Below are 21,879 nucleotides of genomic sequence, written 5' to 3'. Positions count from 1 at the left end.
AGCGTCCTTTACGTTGGTACAATATTTGAAATTTGAAGTAACGAGCGAAGGGATGTCGATGCGACAAACATCATCAGCCCGTTATTGGTTTTCGTTTTCCAAATCCTGAGCTTCCGTCACGGCAAGTGCTGTCATGTTGACCACACGGCGCGCGGTTGCTGATGGTGTTAGGATATGGATAGGCTTACTGGTACCCAACAAGATAGGGCCGATAGAAGCGCTATTTGTCGCGGTTTTTAGTAAGTTAAAGGCGATGTTTGCTGCATCTAGCGTTGGCAAGATCAGCAGGTTCGCCGAGCCTTTTAGTGGGCTTGATGGCATGTCTTCTAGGCGAATGTTTTCGTTCAACGCCGCATCACCTTGCATCTCACCTTCAAATTCAAAATCGACGTTCATGTCGGTTAAGATTTGATAGACTTTGCGCATCTTCACCGCGCTGTCACGGTTTGAGGTACCGAAGTTTGAGTGTGATACGAGAGCGACACGAGGCGTAATACCAAAGCGACGTAGCTGCTCAACGGCCAAGATAGTCATCTCAGCCAATTGTTCTGCTGTTGGGTCTTCGTGGATATAAGTATCCGCGATAAAGATGTTGCGATCTTGCATCAGTACCGCATTCATCGCATAAAAATCGCTAACGCCTTCTTTTTTGTCAATGACACTTTGGACATAGTCTAAGTGCAATTGATAATGACTAAACGTACCACAAATCATGCCATCTGCATCGCCATTGTCTACCAATAGTGAGCCAATTAGCGTGGTCTTGCGACGTACATCACGGCGGGCAAGCTCGATACTGACGCCGCGGCGTTTATTTTTCTCGTAGTATCCCTGCCAGTAGTCTTTGTAGCGTGGATCGTCGTCTTGGTTGACGATAGTGATGTTTTCACCATCTTTTAGGCGCAGACCGAGTCTTTTGATATGATCTTCGATGACAGCTGGGCGACCGACCAAGATAGGGTGGGCAAGCGCTTCATCGACCACAACTTGCACTGCCAGTAGGACGTTGTTGTCTTCACCTTCACAGTAGACGATACGCTTTGGTGCCGCTTTGGCACGTGCAAAGACAGGCTTCATCACAAACGCTGAGTTATAGACAAACTCAGATAGGCTCTGACGATAGGCGTTCATGTCAGCGATAGGCAAGGTGGCAACGCCTGAGTCCATGGCGGCTTTGGCAACGGCAGAGGCAATCTCGATGATGAGGTTTGGCTCTAGTGGGCCTGGGATTAAGTAATCACGGCCAAAGCTCTTCATCTGCTCGATGTTCTTGACGTTGCTAGTCGGGGTGGCCTCTACATGTGCCATAGCAGCGATTGCTTTTACACAAGCAATTTTCATCTCTTCGTTGACTGCGGTTGCGCCCACATCTAGAGCGCCGCGGAAGATGTATGGGAAGCAAAGGGCGTTGTTTACTTGGTTTGGATAGTCTGAGCGACCAGTCGCCATGATGACGTCAGGACGGACAGCATGCGCAAGCTCAGGCATGATTTCAGGGGTTGGGTTGGCAAGGGCAAAGACAATTGGGTCTTTTGCCATACGGCGAACCATATCTTCGGTCAAGGTACCGGGCATTGATAAGCCCAAGAACATATCGACATCGTCCATGACTTCTTCGATAGACGTCGCGGTGATGTCACGAGCATAGCGCTGTTTGGTTTCGTCTAGATTTTCACGGCTGGTGCTGATGATACCGCGAGAGTCTGATACGATGATATTGTTTTTATCGACACCAAGCGCGCAGATGATATCTAGACAAGAGATGGCAGCGGCACCTGCGCCTGAGCACACCACTTTGATTTCTTCGATTTTTTTGCCAGTGATTAATAAGGCATTGAGCATGGCGGCCGCAACGATGATAGACGTGCCGTGCTGATCGTCATGGAACACCGGAATGTTCATACGCTCGCGCAATTCGCGCTCGATTTTGAAGCATTCTGGGGCTTTGATGTCTTCTAGGTTGATACCACCAAAGGTTGGCTCAAGAGAGGCAACCGCTTCGATAAACTTGTCTGGATCATTTTGGGCAATTTCGATATCAAAAACATCAATGCCAGCAAACTTTTTGAATAGTACCCCTTTACCTTCCATCACAGGCTTAGACGCCAAAGGCCCGATGTTACCCAGACCTAGGACGGCAGTACCATTGGTGATGACGCCGACCAAGTTATTGCGAGCTGTATATTTGGCAGCAAGCTTTGGATCTTTTTCGATTTCAAGACAAGGTACTGCTACCCCTGGCGAATAAGCCAAGGCCAAGTCACGCTGGTTTGCCAGCTGTTTGATAGGGGTGACTGAGATTTTACCTGGGCGCGGAAACTCATGATAGTGCAAGGCAGCTTGTTCAAACTGCTCTTTTTCTGAACTGTGGGTATCCGTATTCAAAGTGGTATCGTCATTCATAATAATTGCCATGGTTGGAATAAATTGGAATAAAGTAAATGGAGATAAAAAAATAACGCCGCCGTCTCAACGCTTATTGAATGATAATAATCAAAGAGAACATCGGCATTAAAAGGGTTATGATCGGCAGTTTAATATCAGGCCAAAAAAGCAATCCAGTGAAAACCGTTATTCTAGCACTATTGGCAATTCACTGCCTAGTCAACTCGGCCCAAATGTGCGAATAATATAATAAAATGATATTCGTTATTTCGCTGGTTGATAATGCCAAAAAACCCCATGGCATATCAACCTTAATTTCATAATGTTTCAAAATATTACAGTCTATAAAGGCCAAGGACACTGTTTTGTACGACCTGACGCGTTAAATGGTTAAGCTATTATGAAGAGCAGCTAATCGGCATTTGCGGCGCATGAGGGTCAGGTGGCAGGGTGTCAAGCTCTGTTGCGATGTCCTGTACCTGATAAGGATGCGCAAGCAAGGTAAAGATGCGATCCACTTCCTCAAACTGATCTTGTTCTGCAGCCGTAATGGCTCTTTGTGCCATGCTATTACGCAGTATATAAACAGGGTTGTGCGCCTGCATGGTAGCCTGTGCCTCTACGAGTTTTGAAGACTCGATGAGGCTAATATAACGCGCTGACCAATCTTGCCACACTTGCTGCGCCTCAGGGCTTAACTCAGCAGTCATGGTGGTCAATAATTGATGCTCATATGGATAATCCTCTGGCGCCAGCAGGCCAAGTAGCGCCCGAAAGCTGTTGGTATAGTCGAGTAAGTTGTCTTCTAATAGAGTCAACCACTCAAAAGCCACACTGAGGCTCTCGCTTCGATGCGGCAGTCCAAGCTTTTGACACAGTCCTTGCTGATAGTGCTGCATAAACGTCGCTTCATAAGGTGCAAGACAGTCGGCTAATGCGTCACGTGTGACGCCGTCTAAACGCATAAAATGCGGCAACCAAACGTTTAGGTTCCAATGACCAATCGCTGGTTGGTTTTGATAGGCGTAGCGTCCCGTATGATCAGAGTGATTATTGATCCAAGCAGGATTAAAGCGCTCCATAAAACCAAACGGACCGAAATCCAAGGTGCTGCCGGTGATGGATAAGTTATCGGTATTCATCACTCCGTGGGCAAAGCCGATCAATTGCCAATCGGCAATCATTCGTGCCGTCCGCGCAACGACGGCTTGCAAAAATGCGAGCACAGGTATCTCGCTCTCGCGGCACTCTGGATAATAAGTATCAATCATATAGTCGGTAAATTCACCGAGCAGATCAGGGGCAAAGCTTGCGATCCACTCGACATGACCGAGGCGAATATGGCTGTCTGCCACCCGCATCAGTGCAGCGCCAGCCTCGATACGCTCGCGGCGCACACGCGTATCAGAAACGACAAAACCCAAGGCGTTTGAAGAAGGGATACCAAGCTGGGTGAGTGCGTGACCGCATAAATACTCACGAATGGTGCTACGAAGGACCGCGCGGCCATCTCCCATACGCGAGTAGGGCGTCAGACCGATGCCTTTGAGATGTAAGTCTTGTCGCTGCTCATTATTATCAATGACTTGCGCCATAAGCAGCCCGCGACCATCGCCCAATTGCCCCGCCCACTGACCAAACTGATGACCAGCATAAGCCATGGCCAAGGGTCTAAATTCGGCAGGCACATATTGTCCGCCTAGGATCTCGACCCAGCGAGCCATGAGCGTATCATCCTCTGCCCAGCCTAACTGCTGCGCGACTTGAGTATTAAAGTGGCCGGCACGCGGACGCTCTAAAGGCGTCGGCGGCTGTTCGTGATACAAGCGCGTGTCGAGCGTGACATAGGTGTTTTGATAGCGCATACAAGCCCTTCCTACTTTTAGAGTATTGGTTTTTTGGTACTATTTTGGTATTAAGTGATGAGTATGAATTGTCTGGTTAAGCGTTCGATTGATAGGCCGCTACGCGCACTATAGCACAGCACGGATAGCGCCGCGTTTCACTGTGTCCATCTCTTGTAATTAATCATGTTTTTATAAATACCATCATCGTATGATGTGCTGGCAAGCTCGCTTTATAAGACAGGTATCGTCCTACTGGTATCAACAAGGGCGCTGTTATGTTGGACGGACTATCGTCGTTTGAATATCGCACTGTACGAATGATAAATGAATGATAAAAAAATCCCTCTATCCATGACAGATAGAGGGAAGGAGAAACTTCAGATAATCTTACTAAGCTTTAAAGACTGAGTGTTGATGGTTAAGTTTTAAAAGATCAAGTTTTAACGACCAAGCTTAGCGATCAAACTCAGTCGCTATATGATTAAGCGCAGTTAAGCGGCTTTTTTGCTAAGACCGATTGAGCGAAAAGCAGTTTTTAGGTTGCTATTGTGCTCAAGGATTTTTTGTTCAATCTTCGCATAATCGTGTTTTAGCTTCTCATCTACTTCATGCAAACGATCAGCATATTCAGTCTTTTTCAGCTCGATGGCTTTGGCTTTTAGCGCTTGCCACTCTTCAACGGTCTGCATAAAGGCGTCGTATTCAAACTTAATGCGATCTTGAAAGTTTTTCATCGCATGAGGAATATCGATGCCACCTGCTGTCGCCGTCTCGATCTGCTGCTGGGCTTTTTTAAACTGCATTTGCACTTCAGCATGCTTGATGGTCGTGTCATCGACCGTACGCAGCTCACTGGTCAGACCGATCTTTGATAGCCCTGCGATCAGCCATTTGGTTGGGTCATACTGCCACCATTTGACACCATTACGATAGTCGTATTGGAAGAAGTGATGGTAGTTATGATAGCCTTCACCCCATGTAAATATTGCCAACAAGAAGTTGTCACGGGCACTGTTGGTGTCGGTATACGGGCGCGTACCAAACATATGACACAAGGAGTTGATAAAGAAGGTAAAGTGATGCGTCAATACCAAACGCAGCAAACCTGCAATGATGAGTGTGCCCCAAACATCCCCTAATAGCCAACCAATCGCAGCGACCATACCGACGTTCATAGCAACCACCCACAAGCCATAATACTTATGCTGGATTTGCAAGACGCGATCTTTGGTCAAGTCGGGGATGTTTTTGTAATCGAACTTACCACTAGGGTAGTTGCGTAGCATCCAGCCAATATGACTGAACCAAAAGCCACGCTTGGCAGAGTATGGATCATCCAAACGATCATCGACATGACGATGATGGCTACGGTGCCCAGATACCCAGTCAAATGCTGATCCTTGTACCGCTAGGGTTGAGCCAAGCAATAAAAAGTTTTTGACAATAGGATGGGCTTTATAAGCACGGTGCGACAGCAGACGGTGATAGCCTGCAGTAATACTAATGCCAGTCCATACCATAAAAGCGCCAAACACGCCCCAAACTGGTGCGCTGACATCGTGAGTAAACAAATACCACGGCGTGATGATCGCAGCCGCAATCGGAGTGGCGACTAAGATAGTGGCTGGAATCCAGTTGATCGGCGCTTTGGTAAACTCAAACTCGCGCATGTCGATACTAGCTTCTTGAGATCCTGCAACTGGCGCGTCGATATGTGCGTAGTTGCGCTTGGCAACTGGCTGCTCACCTAGTGAGCTTTTCGTTTTATTTTCATCAAAGCGCGTTTTAAAGCGTGTGATTTGAGTGCTGGCGGTCTTAACAAGCGTGTCACCAGATTTGATAGCGAAACGTAAGCCTTTAAGCGGTAAGCCAAGTGCTTTTTTTGCAATCATATAACATCCCTAACGGTATTCATTTAAGCGTCTATGGTACCCTAAAAGAACAATAAAGTGAACACTTATGCACTATAAAAATATTGCTAAATAACAACAACTTGTATGGATTATAGACTGGATAGGTCAAAATAGCGATAGACTTATCAGATATGAAGGAGAAGTGTAAGTGTTACAGCAGATATGTATAAAAACCCATGTCTCAGAGCTGACGGAGTATCAGAACCTACAGATAGAAAGTTAACAGCGCAACCGTAACCTCTCATCGGCCCAATACCTGACTGGGAAAGTCAGTGATGATGACATCGACCTGCCAGTCGATCAGCTGCTGTATGGCATCGATATCATTGACCGTCCACGCACTCACCGGCAAGTTGTAACGGTGGCTATGAGCGATGATGGTTTCACTTAGCAGCGGATAATGCACGCCCAGCTGTATACAGCCCAACTGCAAAGCAGTATTGGTTGCGGTCGCCAGCGCTTCGGGGGTACGAATGAGTAAACCTCGCGGTAGGCGTTTTAGTTGCTGATGCCGCTGCAGACGCACATGCAGTTCGGTGTCAAAGCTGGTCAGCACAATCGGTAAATGAATCAGCGGCGTGTCAATCAGATCGCGCGCCAGCGCTTGGATAAGGGCGGTATAATCGGTGCGCTCATGGGTCTTGATCTCAAGCTCAATGACAGAAAACTCGTGCAACGTCTGGGCGATACTCGCTAGGGTGATAATAGGATGACCGAGCTGTAGGTGTCGTCTGATCTCCGCTAGAGTCAGCTGAGCAATACGCGACTGCTGGCCACACATCCGCGCCAAATCCTCATCGTGAAAGATCACTAAATGACCATCAGCGCTTAGCTGGACATCGAGCTCTACACCAGCCAAACCATGGTTTTTTAGACGCCCGATATGCTGAAACCCAAGTAAGGTGTTTTCTAAGGCTTCACCGCGCGCGCCGCGATGACCGAGTAACAGCGTGTTTTTAAAGTTTATCATCAGATGCAGTAACGAGTGTTTTAGACTCATCATATCGTCTGAGATAGACGACGTCTAACAACATTTACGACTGCTATCTGAGTACATGCTGAACCAAAATGAATCAAAATGGTGGGCGCTAGATTTAACCTTTAATGAATCAAAATGTTCAACACGCCCTATATAAATATGTCATTGTTATGTTTTTGCAACCAAACGCAGGTTTTGTGGCGAATGAGGGACGTTATTTGTATATCCATGGCAGACACTAATGACCATTTCACCCAAACACCGTATAATAATTTAGTTTTAACCGCTGGCAGCTAGGGTTTTGGTTTGAACATCAATCACTGTCCGTCAGTGACGGTACGAATTAGTAAATTGGGAGCAAAATACATATGAGCGTAGCAAATAAGAGTGTGAGCAAGTGGCAAAAAGTGGCTGGTATTGGCATGGTATGTGGTTTAGCGCTTGTCGGCTGTGATCGCTCAGAAAAAGAAGAGACGACAGAGACCGCTGAGCTGACAGAGCAAGAGTCCGCCGCAGAAAATGCTGCTGCTACTGCAGTCAGCTGTGATGATCCTATGGTGCAAGATCGCCTCAAAACGACACTAAAAAATACGCTCAATCAACAAGCACAGACGCTCGCTGCCAATTATGCAAATGACGCCGAGATCAGCCTTGCAGGCGCTAGCATCGCTGATAAGACCAATGGTGTTGTGATTGATGTACAAAACGCAGCAGTACTACAAGCAGCCAACAGCAATGGCATGACGACGTGTCAGGCGAGCGTCAGTATGACGCTCCCAAGTGAGGATTTGTATCAAGCCAGTCAAGTGCAAGCGGCCAACAATCAGCCAAGCCTGCAATCTCGTCTTGCGCAAAATAACATTCGTATCAATAACAACATGCTCGTGGATGACGCCTTTACCTATGTCGTTGGCGCTCAAGGCGGGCAAGTAAGTACGCGAATCGCAGGCCAGCCCGCGCTTCTCACTATCGTGGCTGATGTTATGGCAGGCTCTGTGTTTAAGTCGGCGATGGATGCCGCCCGCGCCGAGCGTGAAGTAGAACGTCGCGCTGCTGCACAAGACAATGAGCGTCAGTCTGCACCTGTGCGTCAGCCGCGCGCTGCCACACCAGTCGAGCCGATCCGTCCGATCCAGCCTACTACGCCGCCGACCATCGAGGTGCCAAGTACCAATAACCAAAATGAAAGCGCTAGTACTAGCACGCAAAGCAGTACAGCAGACAACAGTGCTGCGACTCCCAGTGAGCCTGCCGCACCTGCGACGCCAAAAGCAGTGCCAAAAGATGACAGCATCGATATGGTCATTATCGAAGATGAAAGCGCTACTTATTAATCTATAAAAATCAGTAATGATAGTGGTTTTCAGAAGAAAAGAACCCGTAACGTCTTTACGTTACGGGTTCTTTTTTTTGCTTGTATATATCAGAAGTCTCGGGCCCGCTACTTATCACTGGCGAAGTTTTGTAACACCTGACTGTCCCAAAGTACCTCAGAGACGTGCTCAGGGTCTGTGCAAAAACGTGCCGCGACAAACAACCAATCAGACAAACGGTTGATCAAGCTGATGGCCGTTGCTCGGATTGCGTGCGGACGCGCTTGCTGTAATAGGACCGCTTGGCGCTCAGCACGGCGACACACACTACGTGCGACATGCAGCTGACTAACCAGCAACGACCCAGTGGGTAAGATAAAGTCTTTTAGTGGCGCTAAGGTAGCGTTCATTGCATCGATTTGTTGCTCTAGCCATTCAATGTGCATGCTGTTCACGCCTTCATATTCTGGCATGGCAAGCTCACCACCAATATTAAACAAAAGATGCTGAATAATAGCCAACGCCTCAGAAAGCTCGGACTCGTCCGTCTGCGTCTTAAATGCTGATAGAGCGCCTTGCTGCAAGTACGCACGTACCATACCGAGGTGTGAGTTTAGCTCATCAATATCACCCATCACGCCAAACAAGATATCGGCTTTGCTCACGCGGCTGCCATCTGCCATGCCGGTGCTCCCATCATCGCCGGTACGTGTATATATTTTACTCAAACGGTTGCCCATCTTTATATCCTTAGCAGTTTTTATCGTTCAGTGGTGTTAGTTATGTGCTCATTGTAGTATTTTATGGCGGTTTTCGCTAAGATAATGGGTTAAGTTTTATCGCGCTGCAGATTCTATGATTGTCCATTGATCGCTGCGCGTGATTTTTTGTCTGTTTTGTTTGTATTCCACTTATTTATATCAAAGGCTTTTTAACTATGACCACACCACTTGCCGATGCGATGTCTCAGCTGGCCATTTATGATTCACTGACAGGTAGCAAGCGTCAGTTTGTACCACTCAAAGCAGGACAGGTCGGCATGTATGTGTGCGGGATGACCGTTTATGATTATTGTCATATTGGTCATGCGCGTGTGATGGTGGCCTTTGATATGGCGGTGCGCTGGCTTGCGCAGCTAGGCTATGACGTCAATTATGTCCGTAATATCACCGATATCGATGACAAAATCATCGCGCGGGCGAGTGAAAATGGCGAAGAGATTGGTGCATTGACCCAGCGTTTTATCGATGCAATGCACGAAGATGCGAGCGCTCTAGGCTGCCAGATGCCAGATGCTGAGCCGCGCGCGACCGATCATATCGACGAGATGCAGCAGATGATTGGCAACTTGGTCAACAATGACTATGCGTATGCAGGGGATCATGGTGACGTCTATTATGCGGTCGATAGCTTTGCTGATTATGGCAAATTATCTAAGCGTAACTTGGATGATATGCAGGCAGGCTCGCGTGTTGAGGTCGAGACTGACAAGCGCAATCCATTCGACTTTGTCTTATGGAAAGCGGCCAAACCCGATGAGCCGCAGTGGGCGTCGCCTTGGGGACAAGGGCGTCCTGGCTGGCATATAGAATGCTCAGCGATGTCGACCAAATGCCTAGGTGATACCTTTGATATCCATGGCGGTGGTCACGACCTACAGTTCCCGCATCACGAAAACGAAATCGCCCAGTCAGAAGCCGCGACAGGCTGCGAGTACGCGCGTAACTGGATGCATGTCGGCTTTATCAATGTCGATGGCGAAAAGATGTCGAAGTCACTGGGCAATTTCTTTACCATTCGTGATGTGACCGCGAAATACTTACCTGAGACGGTGCGTTTCTTCTTATTATCGAGCCATTATCGCAGTCAAGTAAATTTCTCAGACAGCGCTTTGGATGAAGCGCATAATAGCCTAAGCAGACTATACAACGCGCTAAAATTGGCCGAGCAACAAAAAGGGCAGTCAATCATAATCAATGCAGAGCTAGTGGCTGAAGCTTACGATAGTGCTGCTGGACAAGACTTTATCAAAGCCATGAATGATGACTTTAATAGCTCAACGGCGATTAGTGTGTTGTTTGGCTTGGCTCGAGATGTCAATAAAGCCGTTAAAGCTGAAGATGTGACGGCGGCATGGCAGTCAGCCCAGCAGCTCAAGGCCTTGGCACAAGTGTTAAATCTCTTGCAGCAGCCTGTACAGCAGTTCTTGCAAGCAATGACCGGAGAGCAGGCGGACAATGGACTAGATGATGCCGCTATCGATGCGCTTATCACTGAGCGTCATGATGCCAAAGCCAACAAAAACTTTGCCCGCGCCGATGAGATACGCGAGCAGTTAAAACAGGCGGGTATCGAGCTTGAAGACAGCCGTGCTGGTACCACATGGCGCCGCGCGTAAGCGGATTTGAGCAGGCTTATAAGACCATGCTTGTTTTTTACATATAAAGTCAGCTTGATGCTGGCTTTTTTTGTACTCAAAATAAATTTAGTCGATCCTAAATAAAGTTGGCATGCAAGATACTATGTGCCACGTGCTAAAAGTGTTTATTGTGCGCGGCGTTGGGACAGCACGCAAGGTATTAAATAAAATATCTATACGCCTTGTACCAAGACCAAACGGTTTTGATACCGCATTTACGGTATTCTTACGCTTGTACGATACGCTTATTTTTTATATAAATTCATACAACTTACGCAACTTACTGGCCGTCGATATATGAATACTTCTCACACGGATGCTGCTGAACATCATCAGACTGACACGGATAGAGTCATACCCATTATTTGCCATCGCACTATTGGCCATCGGCTGATCAATGACAAGTCGCAGAAGAGCCGGCGCGCTATGATATGGCAAATACTGGTGATGTTTTTTGTACTGACGCTCGGCGCGGCGATAGAGGCTGTTGCCCAGCCAGATGGTTTTGGTGAATACGCCGAGCAGCAGCTAGACTCGATGAGTGATGGCAGCGTCAGTATCTCTGAGATTAAAGAAGAGATATTTGACCCCACTGAGCGTAGCGCGGTAGAGCAGGCAGGTGAGTTGCAGGGTAATGCGGGTCTGACGGGTGAATATCATGAGAGCTATTATCTTTTGGATAGGCTCAATACCGGCTTGCCGCCGTTATCTAAGCCGCCAAACCTGAACACGCCGCTTGCCACGTTAGAGTTTTTTCAGTCGGCAGTGATGAAACAGCAGTATGACTTGGCCGCTTACGCGCTGAATATGAATCTGATCGACCAAAGCACTCAGCGCAGCCGCGCGCTTGAGCTCTCCAAGCGTTTGGATTTTTTATTGTCCGAAAGAGAGTTGTATGTGTTTGATGATTTGCCAGATCGTCCGGATGGACTTATTGAGCCGCCGCTGGGTAACAACAGCAGCGTGATGGGCATCGCTAGACGCTCCATTCAGCTTGGTTATATCGACTACCGCGAGCGCCGCGTGCCTATCTATTTGCAGCGCGTGAGAGTTGGGGAGGAGGCACCTGTCTGGGTGTTTTCCGCACAGACAGTAGGCAATATCGATAACCTATACGCGCAGTACCATCCGGCAGAGTTTGAGCGCTATCTGCCTGCCTGGTTAAAAATACAGTTTTTTAGTATTGCTTTGTGGGAGTTTTTAGCACTTGTTTTGTTTTTCTTGTTGACCATGGTGGCGGGCTGGCTACTGAGTAAGGGCACTGAAAAGCTCATCAGTCGCTATATCGATGATGAAAAATACAGCAACTACGTCGGCAGTAGTCATGGGGTAGCAGATCTTGTCAGCAAATTGACGGTACCTTTGACCTTTACCATCAGTTTTTCATTGGTGTTTACCTTAGTGTCAGGGGGCTTTCCTTATCTAGATGCGGTGGCCTCATCGACCCGCCCGCTGATTTGGATTGGACTGGTATTTAGCACCTCATGGCTTGGTATTCGGATTATTAACTTTTTTGCCAATCGCTATCAAAACATGCAGATCGAAAATCTGGCCGAAGAGCATTTTGATAAAGAGCGTCGTCGCCGCACCTATGTATCGATATTTCGCCGCGTCTTTATCTTTGTCATGATTTTGGGCAGTATCTGGATTGGGCTTAGCGAATTTACCAATATGGAGGGTCTTGGCAAGACGTTATTGACCTCAGCTGGTATCGCGGGGGTGGTTATCGGTATTGCTGCGCAGCCTATCTTGGGCAATATCATCGCAGGGGTGCAAGTGGCGGTGACTCAGCCTGTGCGTATTGGCGATACGGTGATGATGGAGGGGGATTGGACGACAATTGAAGATTTGCGTTATACCTATGCGGTGCTAAAGACGTGGGATGAGCGCCGATTGATCGTACCGATGCGCCGACTGATTACCGAGGTTGTAGAAAATTGGTCTCATACCGAGGTGCATCAGACTTGCGTGGTCTATCTTTACGTGGATTATGGTGCTGATATCGAGGCCATACGCGAAAAATTTATCTCACTGGTCAAAGATAACGACTTATGGGATGGTGAGACTGAGCCTGAGATGGTCACGGTATCGCTGAGCGAAAACACCATCAAATTAAGAGGAAGCCTAGCCTCTGATGGCCCGATGAATGCCTTTTATCTTGAATGTCAAGTACGTGAGCAGATGCTACATTATCTCTATCGTGAGCAAAAATCATATCTACCCGCTGAGCGTTTTATCATGAAGCAACACGAAGCGTGAGGTGCGCTATCTGTACTCGATACGCCAGTTAATCCCGTGCCGCTGTCTGAGTGATAGCGCAAATGCGCGCCTGTTTGTATGATATTTATCAATTCTACAAAATAAGCTGATAAATAAGCATGCGAGGTGCCTGCGTATTTGTTATAATATGGCGTTATTTTTAAGGGATAAATGAGCGATTAAGAGATAAGTCTGCACTGTATTTGTGCAAATTTATCACTCATAAATCAATGGCAATTTTCAAGTACTGGTGTTTGTTTAGTGATAAAGGGTTTTTAGACAAACAACGACTGGCTCATTGTCTATTATCGAAAGCTCTATGATAAAAAGCCTGCAACACATAAGGCTTTGACTATCGTAAAGTCATACTGGTGATCTTGGTTGATTGTCTTATCGCGAAAATCCCACCCATCAAAATAACCACCACTAGGGGTCTGTATGTTGCGAATTGTCGATGAAGCCTTAACCTTTGATGACGTTTTATTATTGCCAGCCTATTCTGAAGTCCTACCAAAAACTGCTGATCTGACCACCCGTTTGACCAAAAACATCACGTTGAATTTACCGCTGGTTTCTGCCGCTATGGATACGGTGACTGAGTCTGAAATGGCCATCACTATGGCGCAGCTAGGCGGGATGGGTATCTTGCACAAGAGTATGGATATCGCCAAACAAGCCACGCAAGTACGCCGTGTGAAAAAGTTTGAAGCAGGTACAGTGGTTGACCCTATCACGGTACATCCAGAGATGACCATTGGTGAGCTGTTGCAGTTGACCGAAGATAACAACATCTCAGGCGTGCCTGTTGTCGAAAAAGGCACAGATAGTGTGGTCGGTATCGTCACTCACAGAGACTGGCGCTTTGAAACCAACTTATCACTGCCTGTCAGCAAAATCATGACACCAAAAGATCAGCTGGTCACCGTACACGAAGGCGAGAGCAACGAAAACATCAAGCGTTTACTCCATGAGCATCGCATTGAAAAAGTCATCGTTATCGATGATAACTATCGCCTAAAAGGTCTGATCACAGTCAATGACTTTGCCAAAGCCGAAAACAACCCAAATGCGTGTAAAGATGAGCAAGGTCGTTTACGGGTTGGTGCTGCTGTCGGCACCGGCGCAGATACGCAGGCACGTGTCGAAGCTTTGATCGCAGCAGACGTCGATGTCATCGTGGTAGATACTGCGCATGGTCATTCAAAAGGTGTGATCGAAAAAGTCTCGTGGATCAAAAAACACTATCCTAACGTTCAAGTGATTGGTGGTAATATCGCCACCGGTGATGCAGCCCTTGCATTACGTGATGCAGGTGCAGACGCGGTAAAAGTCGGCATCGGCCCTGGTTCTATCTGTACCACGCGTATCATCGCTGGTATCGGTGTACCTCAAATCTCAGCAATCGACAATGTCGCAAGCGCCCTACAAGACAGCATTCCTTTGATTGCTGATGGGGGTATCCGCTACTCAGGTGATATGGCAAAAGCCATCGCCGCTGGTGCATCGTGCATCATGGTCGGCTCGCTCATGGCAGGTACCGAGGAGGCACCAGGTGAGGTCGAGTTGTTCCAAGGTCGCTACTACAAAGCCTATCGTGGCATGGGTAGCTTGGGTGCGATGTCAGGCTCAAATGGTTCATCAGACCGTTATTTCCAAGATGCCAAAGACGGCGTAGAAAAACTGGTGCCAGAGGGTATCGAAGGCCGCGTTCCTTATAAAGGCCCAGTAGCTGGCATCGTCAATCAGTTGGTCGGCGGCTTGCGCTCATCAATGGGTTACACAGGCTCTGCGACTATCGAAGATATGCGTAGCAAACCACAGTTTATCAAGGTGACGTCTGCTGGTATGAAAGAGTCGCACGTCCACGATGTGCAAATCACCAAAGAAGCACCAAACTACCGTGTGAACTAATTTGTTGTCCTACCTACTGTAGGTGCTGCGTTTTTGCCAGATTGCACGACTACAGAGACGTTAAGATACAAACAGCCAACAATGCCTCGTTATTGTTGGCTGTTTTTTTTGTAAAATACCAAAATGGATTATAGCCATAGTAATTACAACAACAGTGATTATAATGACAGTAACAATAATAACAGTAGTGCCGATCTCTGAGACGGCCTTTTACTTTTATATGTGAGGAAGATAGATAATGAGCTACTTTGGCACCGATGGTATTCGTGGAAAGTTTGGTGAATCGCCAATCACACCGGATTTTATTTTAAAATTGGGTTATGTGACAGGCAGGGTGCTGATAGAGAATAATACCAATCCATCGCGCAAGCCCAGTGTGGTCATCGGTAAAGATACTCGCCTGTCAGGTTATGTGATAGAAGGGGCGCTACAGTCGGGCTTTAATGCCGCAGGGGTGGATGTCCATATGCTCGGCCCATTGCCGACGCCTGCTATTGCGCATTTGACTCGCAGTTTTAATGCGGATGCTGGTGTGGTCATCTCCGCCTCGCACAATCCTTATTTTGATAATGGCATCAAGTTTTTTTCGGGCGATGGTAAAAAGCTGACCGATGAGATGCAGACGGCCATTAACGACAAGCTCACCGCCATCATGAGTGCCTCTGAAGCAGACAATAACACCATCATGCCTATTGTGGATCCTGCCAAACTTGGCAAAAACAATCGTATCAACGATGCCAAAGGTCGCTATATAGAATTCTGTAAAGGCAGCTTTCCTTATCAGTATGACTTAAGCCATCTCACCGTCGTCGTCGACTGCGCCAATGGAGCCGGTTATAGCGTGGCACCGAGAGTCATGCGTGAGCTGGGTGCCAATGTTATCGCCATCAATCATGCGCCTGATGGTATCAATATCAATGCTGACTGCGGCTCGACCCATCCAGCAGGTTTACAAAAGGCGGTCGTCGAGCATGGTGCTGATGTCGGGATCGCGCTAGATGGCGATGGTGACCGTATCGTGATGGTCGATGAAACGGGGGCGTTGGTCGATGGTGATGGGATCTTATACGTGCTCGCCACCCAAGGCGCAGACAAAGCTAAGGGCGTGGTCGGTACGTTGATGAGTAATATGGGGCTAGAGCTGGCGCTCAAAGCCGCTGAGATTGACTTTGTCCGTGCAAAAGTAGGCGATCGCTACGTGATGCAAGCGCTTGAGGCCAATGGTTGGATACTGGGCGGGGAGCCATCTGGTCATATTTTATGCTTGGATAAAAGCCGTACAGGCGATGCGATTATCGCAGGTTTGCAGGTGCTGGCTGTCATGCAAGCGCGTGGCCGTGCGCTTAGTGACTTGGTCGAAGGGTTTGACGTGCTACCACAAAAACTGGTCAACGTGCGCTTGTCTGAGATGAAAGACCCGTTTGAGTATCCTGAGCTGGTGGCCGCCTTTGACAAAGCGCGTGCGGCGCTGGCAGGTCGTGGTCGCTTACTCATTCGTCAATCAGGTACAGAGCCGATGATTCGAGTCATGGTTGAGTCCGACGACGAGATAGAATGTGATGTGCTGGCCAATGATCTGGCAGATCAGATCAAGGCGGTATTGGGCTAATTGATTGCCGTTAAAGGTTATGAAAATCAATCATGATCAGCAGTCACACTATATATTATATAAAGGAGTTGCCATGAGTATGGATTTTACCGATCAGCGTTTGTCATACGAAAAAGGCGTTTTAGATCAACAGTCAGTCCCCACCTCTCCATTTGAGCTACTCGGCGCATGGATGACTGAGGCGATTGAGCAAAAAGTACAAGAGCCTTATGCCATGAGTCTGGCCACTTGCGGCGCGGATCTTAAGCCCAGCGTCCGTATCGTATTGCTGCGTGAGATTACTGAGATAGGGGTAGTGTTTTATACCAATTACGACAGCGCTAAAGGACAAGATATCAGTGAAAACCCCAACGCTGAGGTGTTATTTTTTTGGCATGAGCTAGAGCGTCAGATTCGCATCAGTGGCCGTATTGCCAAAATAGACGCGGAAAAGTCAGCGGCTTATTTTCAAAAGCGTCCTCACGACAGTCAAGTTGGCGCATGGGTGAGCGAGCCACAAAGCGGGGAAGTGGCTGATCGGAAAGTGATGGAACAAAAATTCGCGCAGTTACAAAGCCGCTATCCCAGCGACAGTCCGGTGCCGACGCCGACGTTTTGGGGCGGTTATGAGATTACTGCTGAACATATCGAGTTTTGGCAGGGGCGCGCCAGCCGCATGCATGACCGTATCGTCTATAGCAGAGACGATAACAACAACTGGCAGACCAAGCGGCTATTACCATAGCCAAGCACGCTTTTTGCAACCACCGACTTCGTCCTTTTGTTGCGCCATTTATTGCTTAATATTCATCATCACCGCAGAAGACCCAAGTTTCGCTTGGGTCTTTTTTTTGTCGGTGTAATCGGTACCATGGCGATACCATTGAGGGTGATGATACAGTTGAGAGAAAAAATAACTGACAAGTGTTTTATTTTATCGCTGAGATGCTTGACGGCGCTATATTCTCGGTTCACACTATGATGCAGATTGATAAAGGTTTGCTGCGGTAATTGTAGCTCTGTAATTAATTGGACTAATACTGCTGAGTAGGCGAGTACCACTAAATATTAGGCCATGTCCTCAGTGTAACCATCAATCCAAATATAAACCTATAAAAGACATAGGATAGTGTCTGCTCGTTGTGACAAGGAAAGCAAAATGGATTTTGTACACATCATTCCACCCAAAACGCCACAGGCATGGCTCGACATGGATGCGCTCGATCACAATATCGCGCTGGTCAATCAAAAAACCCAAGCCGTCAATCTGCGTCTGGCCACCAAGTCCATACGCTCCATCGATGTTTTGCATTATATAAAAGACAGATCACCTCATTTTATCGGGCTTATGTCCTATGCGGCCGATGAATCCGTCTATCTGTTAGAAAATGGCTTTGACAATATTCTCTGCGCTTATCCGACCTTAGATACCATCAGCGTGACAAAAACCCTTAAATACACTCAGCAGGGAGCGGTGGTGATTTGGATGGTCGATCGTCCGGAGCATGTGGCGGTATTGGAGCGCGTTGGTATTGAGCACGGCGTCAAAATCGATGTCTGCTTGGATATCAATATGTCGATGCCACTGCCAAAACTATATTTTGGCACCAAACGCTCGGCACTGCTGCACAAAAAAGACATCAAAGCGCTGCTTAAGCACATAAAAAAGTCAGATCATATCAATCTCGTCGCTGCGATGGGTTACGAGGCGCAAATTGCAGGCTTGCCCGAGCATTTACCAGGCAAGGCGTTGTTGACACCTGCTATTAAACTACTCAAACACCGCTCCCAAAAGCAAGTCAGTCAGCGCCGCGGTGCTATGGTGAATTGGCTAAAAAAACAAGGCTATGCGTTGCAGCTGGTCAATGGCGGCGGCAGCGGCAGTATGGATTTTACCGCATGTCAGCCTGAGATTACCGAGGTAACAGTCGGCTCAGCTTATTATAAGCCTGCTTACTTTGATTATATGGAGAGCATGCAGGACTTTCGAGCGGCAGCAGGGTTTGTGTTGCCGGTAACGCGCCAGCCTGAAAAAGACGTGATCACGTGTCATGGCGGCGGCTTTATCGCCTCAGGCGCCGTAGGCGTTGACAAAGCTCCCGTGGTGCATTATCCCGCTGGTCTCACCATACTCAATGACGAGGGATTTGGTGAGGTGCAAACGCCCATGAAAATGGATAAACGTACCGTGTCAGAGACAAGCCTAAAGATTGGCGATGCGGTTTGGTGCCGTCATGCCAAAGCTGGCGAGCTTTGTGAGCACTTCAATGAGCTGGTCTGCTATGAAGGCGCTGATCAGATGCCGCAGGGCACAGCTGAGCAGGCTATAAACCATACCTCTATCCGCCGCAAGGATGTGGCGGTAACGATGACAACCTACCGAGGAGACGGCAGATGTTTTCATTAAAACAGTGGCAAGCAAATAACGAATGGCAAAACTGGGTAGGCTATGAGCGCGCGCAGCCAGAGCAAAAACTGATGCCCGCCTCGGTAGCAGAGCTGCAAGATATCATCAAGCAAGCAAGAAAAGATAAAAAACGCGTGAGAGTCACGGGCGCGGCGCACTCTTTTAGTGGCTGCGCCAAACCTGAAGAGATTGCTGTCAGCTTGCATCACATGCGCGGGCTTATCTCAGTGGATACCGAGGCTAAGTTGGCAACGCTACATGCAGGCACATATTTACATGAGATTGGTGAGGCACTAAAAGCGCATGGCCTTGCGCTTGAAAACATGGGCGACGTCCAAGCGCAGACCATCGCAGGTGCGGCCAGCACGGCAACCCACGGCACAGGAGTGACTCTTGGTTCTATCGCCAATCAAGTGGTGGGCTGGGAGTGGGTAGATGGGCGCGGTGAGCTGCACAGTCATCAGCGCGGCAACCCGCAGACAGACATTTGGGCAATGCGCTGCATGTCAGCCTCGGCATGCTGGGCGTCTTTACCAAGCTGACGCTCAGAGTCGTCGATCTATATGGTTTACAAGAGCGCAATGAGGTCATGGATTTTGCCGATGGTTTGGCAAACTTTCATAAAAACGCCCAGTCGCATCGTCATTTAGAGTGGTTTTTATTTCCTGGCACCAACAAATTACAGCAAAAAACGCTCTCGGTCATTGAGCCAAAACCGATGAGCCACGCGCAAAAGCTCAAAGATACGTTTGACAGCGTGGTGACGCTCAATGGGGCTTTTTATGTACTGTGTGAGCTTGCGCGCATGAAACCTGAATGGAGCAAAAAAGTTAGTCAAATATCCGCCAACTCTATTCCCAACACTAGGCGAGAGGGCTACAGTTACGAAGTATTTCCGACCCCGCGCGGCGTAAAATTTAACGAGTCGGAGTATTTTATTAAGCTCTCAGATTTTGATGCTTGTATCACTGAGGTCAATCAAATCTTGCTCAAAGACAATAAATACTCACACTTTCCCATTGAGGTGCGCACCCACAAAGGCGAGACAGGAATGCTTAGCCCAACCCAAGGTGAGGACTGTGCGGTGTTGTCTTTTCACGTTTATAAAGGTATGGACTGTGAGCCACTGTTTAAATGGCTGTATGAGTATATGAAAAAATGGCAGGGTCGCCCGCATTGGGGCAAGGTCAATAAGCTCAGCCATATAGAGCTACAAAACCTCTATCCTAAGCTCAATCGGTTTTTGCAAATACGCCGTGAGTATGACCCAGACAATGTGTTTATGAATCGCTGGCTTGAAGATAAGTTTTTAAACCATCGCCTATAGCGTGTCTGCATGTTGATCCATGAAAAGGGTTGTCGATTGCAGCAGACCTTAATCAGAACACAAAAAAAACAGCTCTATAAAGAGCTGTTTTTTATCCGCTATCGCTACGCTAGGCCACAGCTAGCGTAGGCTAATCGATAACCAATAAAAAGCTAACCAACAGACTGATCGTAATTGACCTCTAAGCGCATGCTACGCTGATAGCTATCGAGGCTAGCCAGCTGCAACGCATATTGCTCAATATGCGGATAGTCTGCCAGAGCATGACGTTTGGCCAGCATAATCAAGTCAAACGATAGCATAAAATCAGCACCGCTTAGCTTATTGCCAACGATAAAGGATTTATCTTTCACCTCATCGTTTAGGTAGCTGAGCAATCGATGCTTTTCAGCACTGATATAGCCATCTAAAAAGGCATTATCCTCCACGCCTGCTTTTTTGGTAAAAAGCTCAAGCAGCAGCGGCAGCATCAAAGAGCTTTCGGCAAAATGAATCCACTGCAGATAAGAGCCATAATCGCTACTGTCAGTCGCAGGGCGCAAGCGCTTGGGCGCAAAACGCTCAATCAGCAGCTCAGTGATAGCACCTGACTCCGCATATAACTGACCATCCATCTCGATAACCGGAGACTTACCCAGTGGATGGACTGCTTTTAGGCTGTCTGGGGCCAGATGCGTTGTCGCATCACGCTGATGGCTGACGATTTCGTAAGCGACGCCCAGCTCTTCTAAGAGCCATAGCGTACGTAATGAGCGTGATTGATTGAGATGATGTAAGCGAATCATGATGCCAGCCTTTTTAGAGAGTCCATTTTCGTTATATAAATCACCGAATACTTAACCGTTCAGTTTCGTCATTAAGCGTTTTGCTGCTTCTTCTGATGATGCTGGGTTTTGACCCGTAATCAATAAGCCGTCTTCAACGACAAAAGATTCCCAGTCCGCCGCCTTTTTGTAGTGACCGCCATTGGCTTTTAGCATATCCTCTACCAAAAACGGCACCACATCAGTTAGGCCAACGGCGTCTTCTTCAGTATTGGTAAAACCTGTCACCGTCTTGCCTTTGACCAAATACTCCTCATCGACTTTGACGTTTTTGAGGGCAGCAGGGGCATGGCAAACCAAGGCCACAGGCTTGTCTTGCTTGATAAAATCTTCGATCAAGTTGATAGAGTCTTGGTCGACAGCCAAATCCCATAGCGGGCCATGTCCACCTGGGTAAAACACTGAGTCGAAGTCGGAGGCATTGACGTCAGCGAGTTTTTTGGTAGTGGCAAGATGTTGCTGTGCGTCGCTGTCTGCTTTAAAGCGCTTGGTGTCTTTGGTTTGGGCATCATCGGTATCGCTACTAGGATCGAGTGGCGGCTGACCACCAGCAGGAGAGGCGAGAGTGATGTTGGCACCAGCATCCAAAAAAGCATAGTAAGGCGCAGCAAACTCTTCTAGCCAAAAGCCTGTTTGATTACCGGTATCGCCGAGTTTGTCGTGCGAGGTAAGTACCATTAAAATATTCATAATTGTCCTTTTTATGT

General features: G+C 47.8%; 16 protein-coding genes. 9 read left to right on the top strand and 7 right to left on the bottom strand.

Features of this window, described 5'->3' with window-relative positions:
• Window positions 1-81: 81 nt before the first annotated feature.
• The 4 genes from AADH33_RS07860 to AADH33_RS07845 form a co-directional block, all read right to left on the bottom strand.
• Window positions 82-2,403, bottom strand: coding sequence for an NADP-dependent malic enzyme (locus tag AADH33_RS07860; RefSeq protein WP_348548521.1), 2,322 nt, complete (start codon window positions 2,401-2,403; stop codon window positions 82-84).
• Window positions 2,404-2,783: 380 nt separating this feature from the next.
• A complete protein-coding gene (locus AADH33_RS07855; protein WP_348548520.1) occupies window positions 2,784-4,250 on the bottom strand; it encodes a protein adenylyltransferase SelO in 1,467 nt (488 codons plus the stop codon).
• A gap of 473 nt (window positions 4,251-4,723) precedes the next feature.
• Window positions 4,724-5,902, bottom strand: a complete 1,179-nt coding sequence (locus AADH33_RS07850; protein ID WP_348549972.1) for an acyl-CoA desaturase — start codon at window positions 5,900-5,902, stop codon at window positions 4,724-4,726.
• 484 nt (window positions 5,903-6,386) lie between these two features.
• Window positions 6,387-7,148, bottom strand: coding sequence for a glycerophosphodiester phosphodiesterase (locus AADH33_RS07845; RefSeq protein WP_348548519.1), 762 nt, complete (start codon window positions 7,146-7,148; stop codon window positions 6,387-6,389).
• A 344-nt stretch (window positions 7,149-7,492) separates the two neighbouring features.
• On the opposite strand from AADH33_RS07845, the gene AADH33_RS07840 reads away from it, so the two are divergent.
• On the top strand, window positions 7,493-8,458 hold the full coding sequence (locus AADH33_RS07840) for a hypothetical protein (protein ID WP_348548518.1): 966 nt from the start codon (window positions 7,493-7,495) through the stop codon (window positions 8,456-8,458).
• Between the two features lie 107 nt (window positions 8,459-8,565).
• Here the strand turns inward: AADH33_RS07840 and AADH33_RS07835 are convergent, their stop codons facing one another.
• Complete coding sequence (locus AADH33_RS07835; RefSeq protein WP_348548517.1) at window positions 8,566-9,177, bottom strand: cob(I)yrinic acid a,c-diamide adenosyltransferase; 612 nt, start codon at window positions 9,175-9,177, stop codon at window positions 8,566-8,568.
• 197 nt (window positions 9,178-9,374) lie between these two features.
• Here AADH33_RS07835 and cysS point away from each other — a divergent pair, with 197 nt between their 5' ends.
• The 8 genes from cysS (at window position 9,375) to AADH33_RS07795 (ending at window position 20,348) form a co-directional block, all read left to right on the top strand.
• Window positions 9,375-10,835, top strand: a complete 1,461-nt coding sequence (gene cysS, locus AADH33_RS07830) for a cysteine--tRNA ligase (RefSeq protein WP_348548516.1) — start codon at window positions 9,375-9,377, stop codon at window positions 10,833-10,835.
• A 318-nt stretch (window positions 10,836-11,153) separates the two neighbouring features.
• Entirely contained in the window at window positions 11,154-13,115 is a 1,962-nt protein-coding gene (locus AADH33_RS07825; RefSeq protein WP_348548515.1) for a mechanosensitive ion channel family protein, read from the top strand.
• 438 nt (window positions 13,116-13,553) lie between these two features.
• Window positions 13,554-15,026 (top strand): IMP dehydrogenase, encoded by a 1,473-nt coding sequence (gene guaB / locus AADH33_RS07820; protein ID WP_075100990.1) that lies wholly within the window; start codon window positions 13,554-13,556, stop codon window positions 15,024-15,026.
• 238 nt (window positions 15,027-15,264) lie between these two features.
• Window positions 15,265-16,635: a phosphoglucosamine mutase gene (glmM, locus tag AADH33_RS07815; RefSeq protein WP_348548514.1), complete on the top strand. Its 1,371-nt coding sequence runs from the start codon at window positions 15,265-15,267 to the stop codon at window positions 16,633-16,635.
• A 79-nt stretch (window positions 16,636-16,714) separates the two neighbouring features.
• Entirely contained in the window at window positions 16,715-17,359 is a 645-nt protein-coding gene (gene pdxH / locus AADH33_RS07810) for a pyridoxamine 5'-phosphate oxidase (RefSeq protein WP_348549971.1), read from the top strand.
• A gap of 414 nt (window positions 17,360-17,773) precedes the next feature.
• A complete protein-coding gene (locus AADH33_RS07805) occupies window positions 17,774-19,021 on the top strand; it encodes an alanine racemase (protein ID WP_348548513.1) in 1,248 nt (415 codons plus the stop codon).
• Window positions 19,009-19,563 (top strand): FAD-binding protein, encoded by a 555-nt coding sequence (locus AADH33_RS07800; RefSeq protein WP_348548512.1) that lies wholly within the window; start codon window positions 19,009-19,011, stop codon window positions 19,561-19,563. Before AADH33_RS07805 ends, AADH33_RS07800 begins: the two co-directional genes overlap by 13 nt.
• On the top strand, window positions 19,509-20,348 hold the full coding sequence (locus tag AADH33_RS07795; RefSeq protein WP_348548511.1) for a D-arabinono-1,4-lactone oxidase: 840 nt from the start codon (window positions 19,509-19,511) through the stop codon (window positions 20,346-20,348). Before AADH33_RS07800 ends, AADH33_RS07795 begins: the two co-directional genes overlap by 55 nt.
• A gap of 152 nt (window positions 20,349-20,500) precedes the next feature.
• Here AADH33_RS07795 and AADH33_RS07790 read toward each other — a convergent pair whose 3' ends face one another.
• Window positions 20,501-21,133 carry a glutathione S-transferase family protein gene (locus AADH33_RS07790; RefSeq protein ID WP_348548510.1) on the bottom strand — a complete coding sequence of 211 codons (633 nt, stop codon included), beginning with the start codon at window positions 21,131-21,133 and terminating at the stop codon, window positions 20,501-20,503.
• 51 nt (window positions 21,134-21,184) lie between these two features.
• A complete protein-coding gene (locus AADH33_RS07785) occupies window positions 21,185-21,862 on the bottom strand; it encodes a type 1 glutamine amidotransferase domain-containing protein (RefSeq protein WP_348548509.1) in 678 nt (225 codons plus the stop codon).
• Window positions 21,863-21,879: the final 17 nt, after the last annotated feature.

Origin of the sequence: Psychrobacter sp. KFRI-CH2-11 (assembly GCF_038239325.1) — a bacterium.
In the GTDB taxonomy this organism is placed as follows: Bacteria; Pseudomonadota; Gammaproteobacteria; order Pseudomonadales; family Moraxellaceae; genus Psychrobacter; species Psychrobacter celer.
The sequence above is the reverse complement of the archived record's forward strand: the minus strand, read 5'-3'. Positions and strand labels throughout refer to the sequence as shown.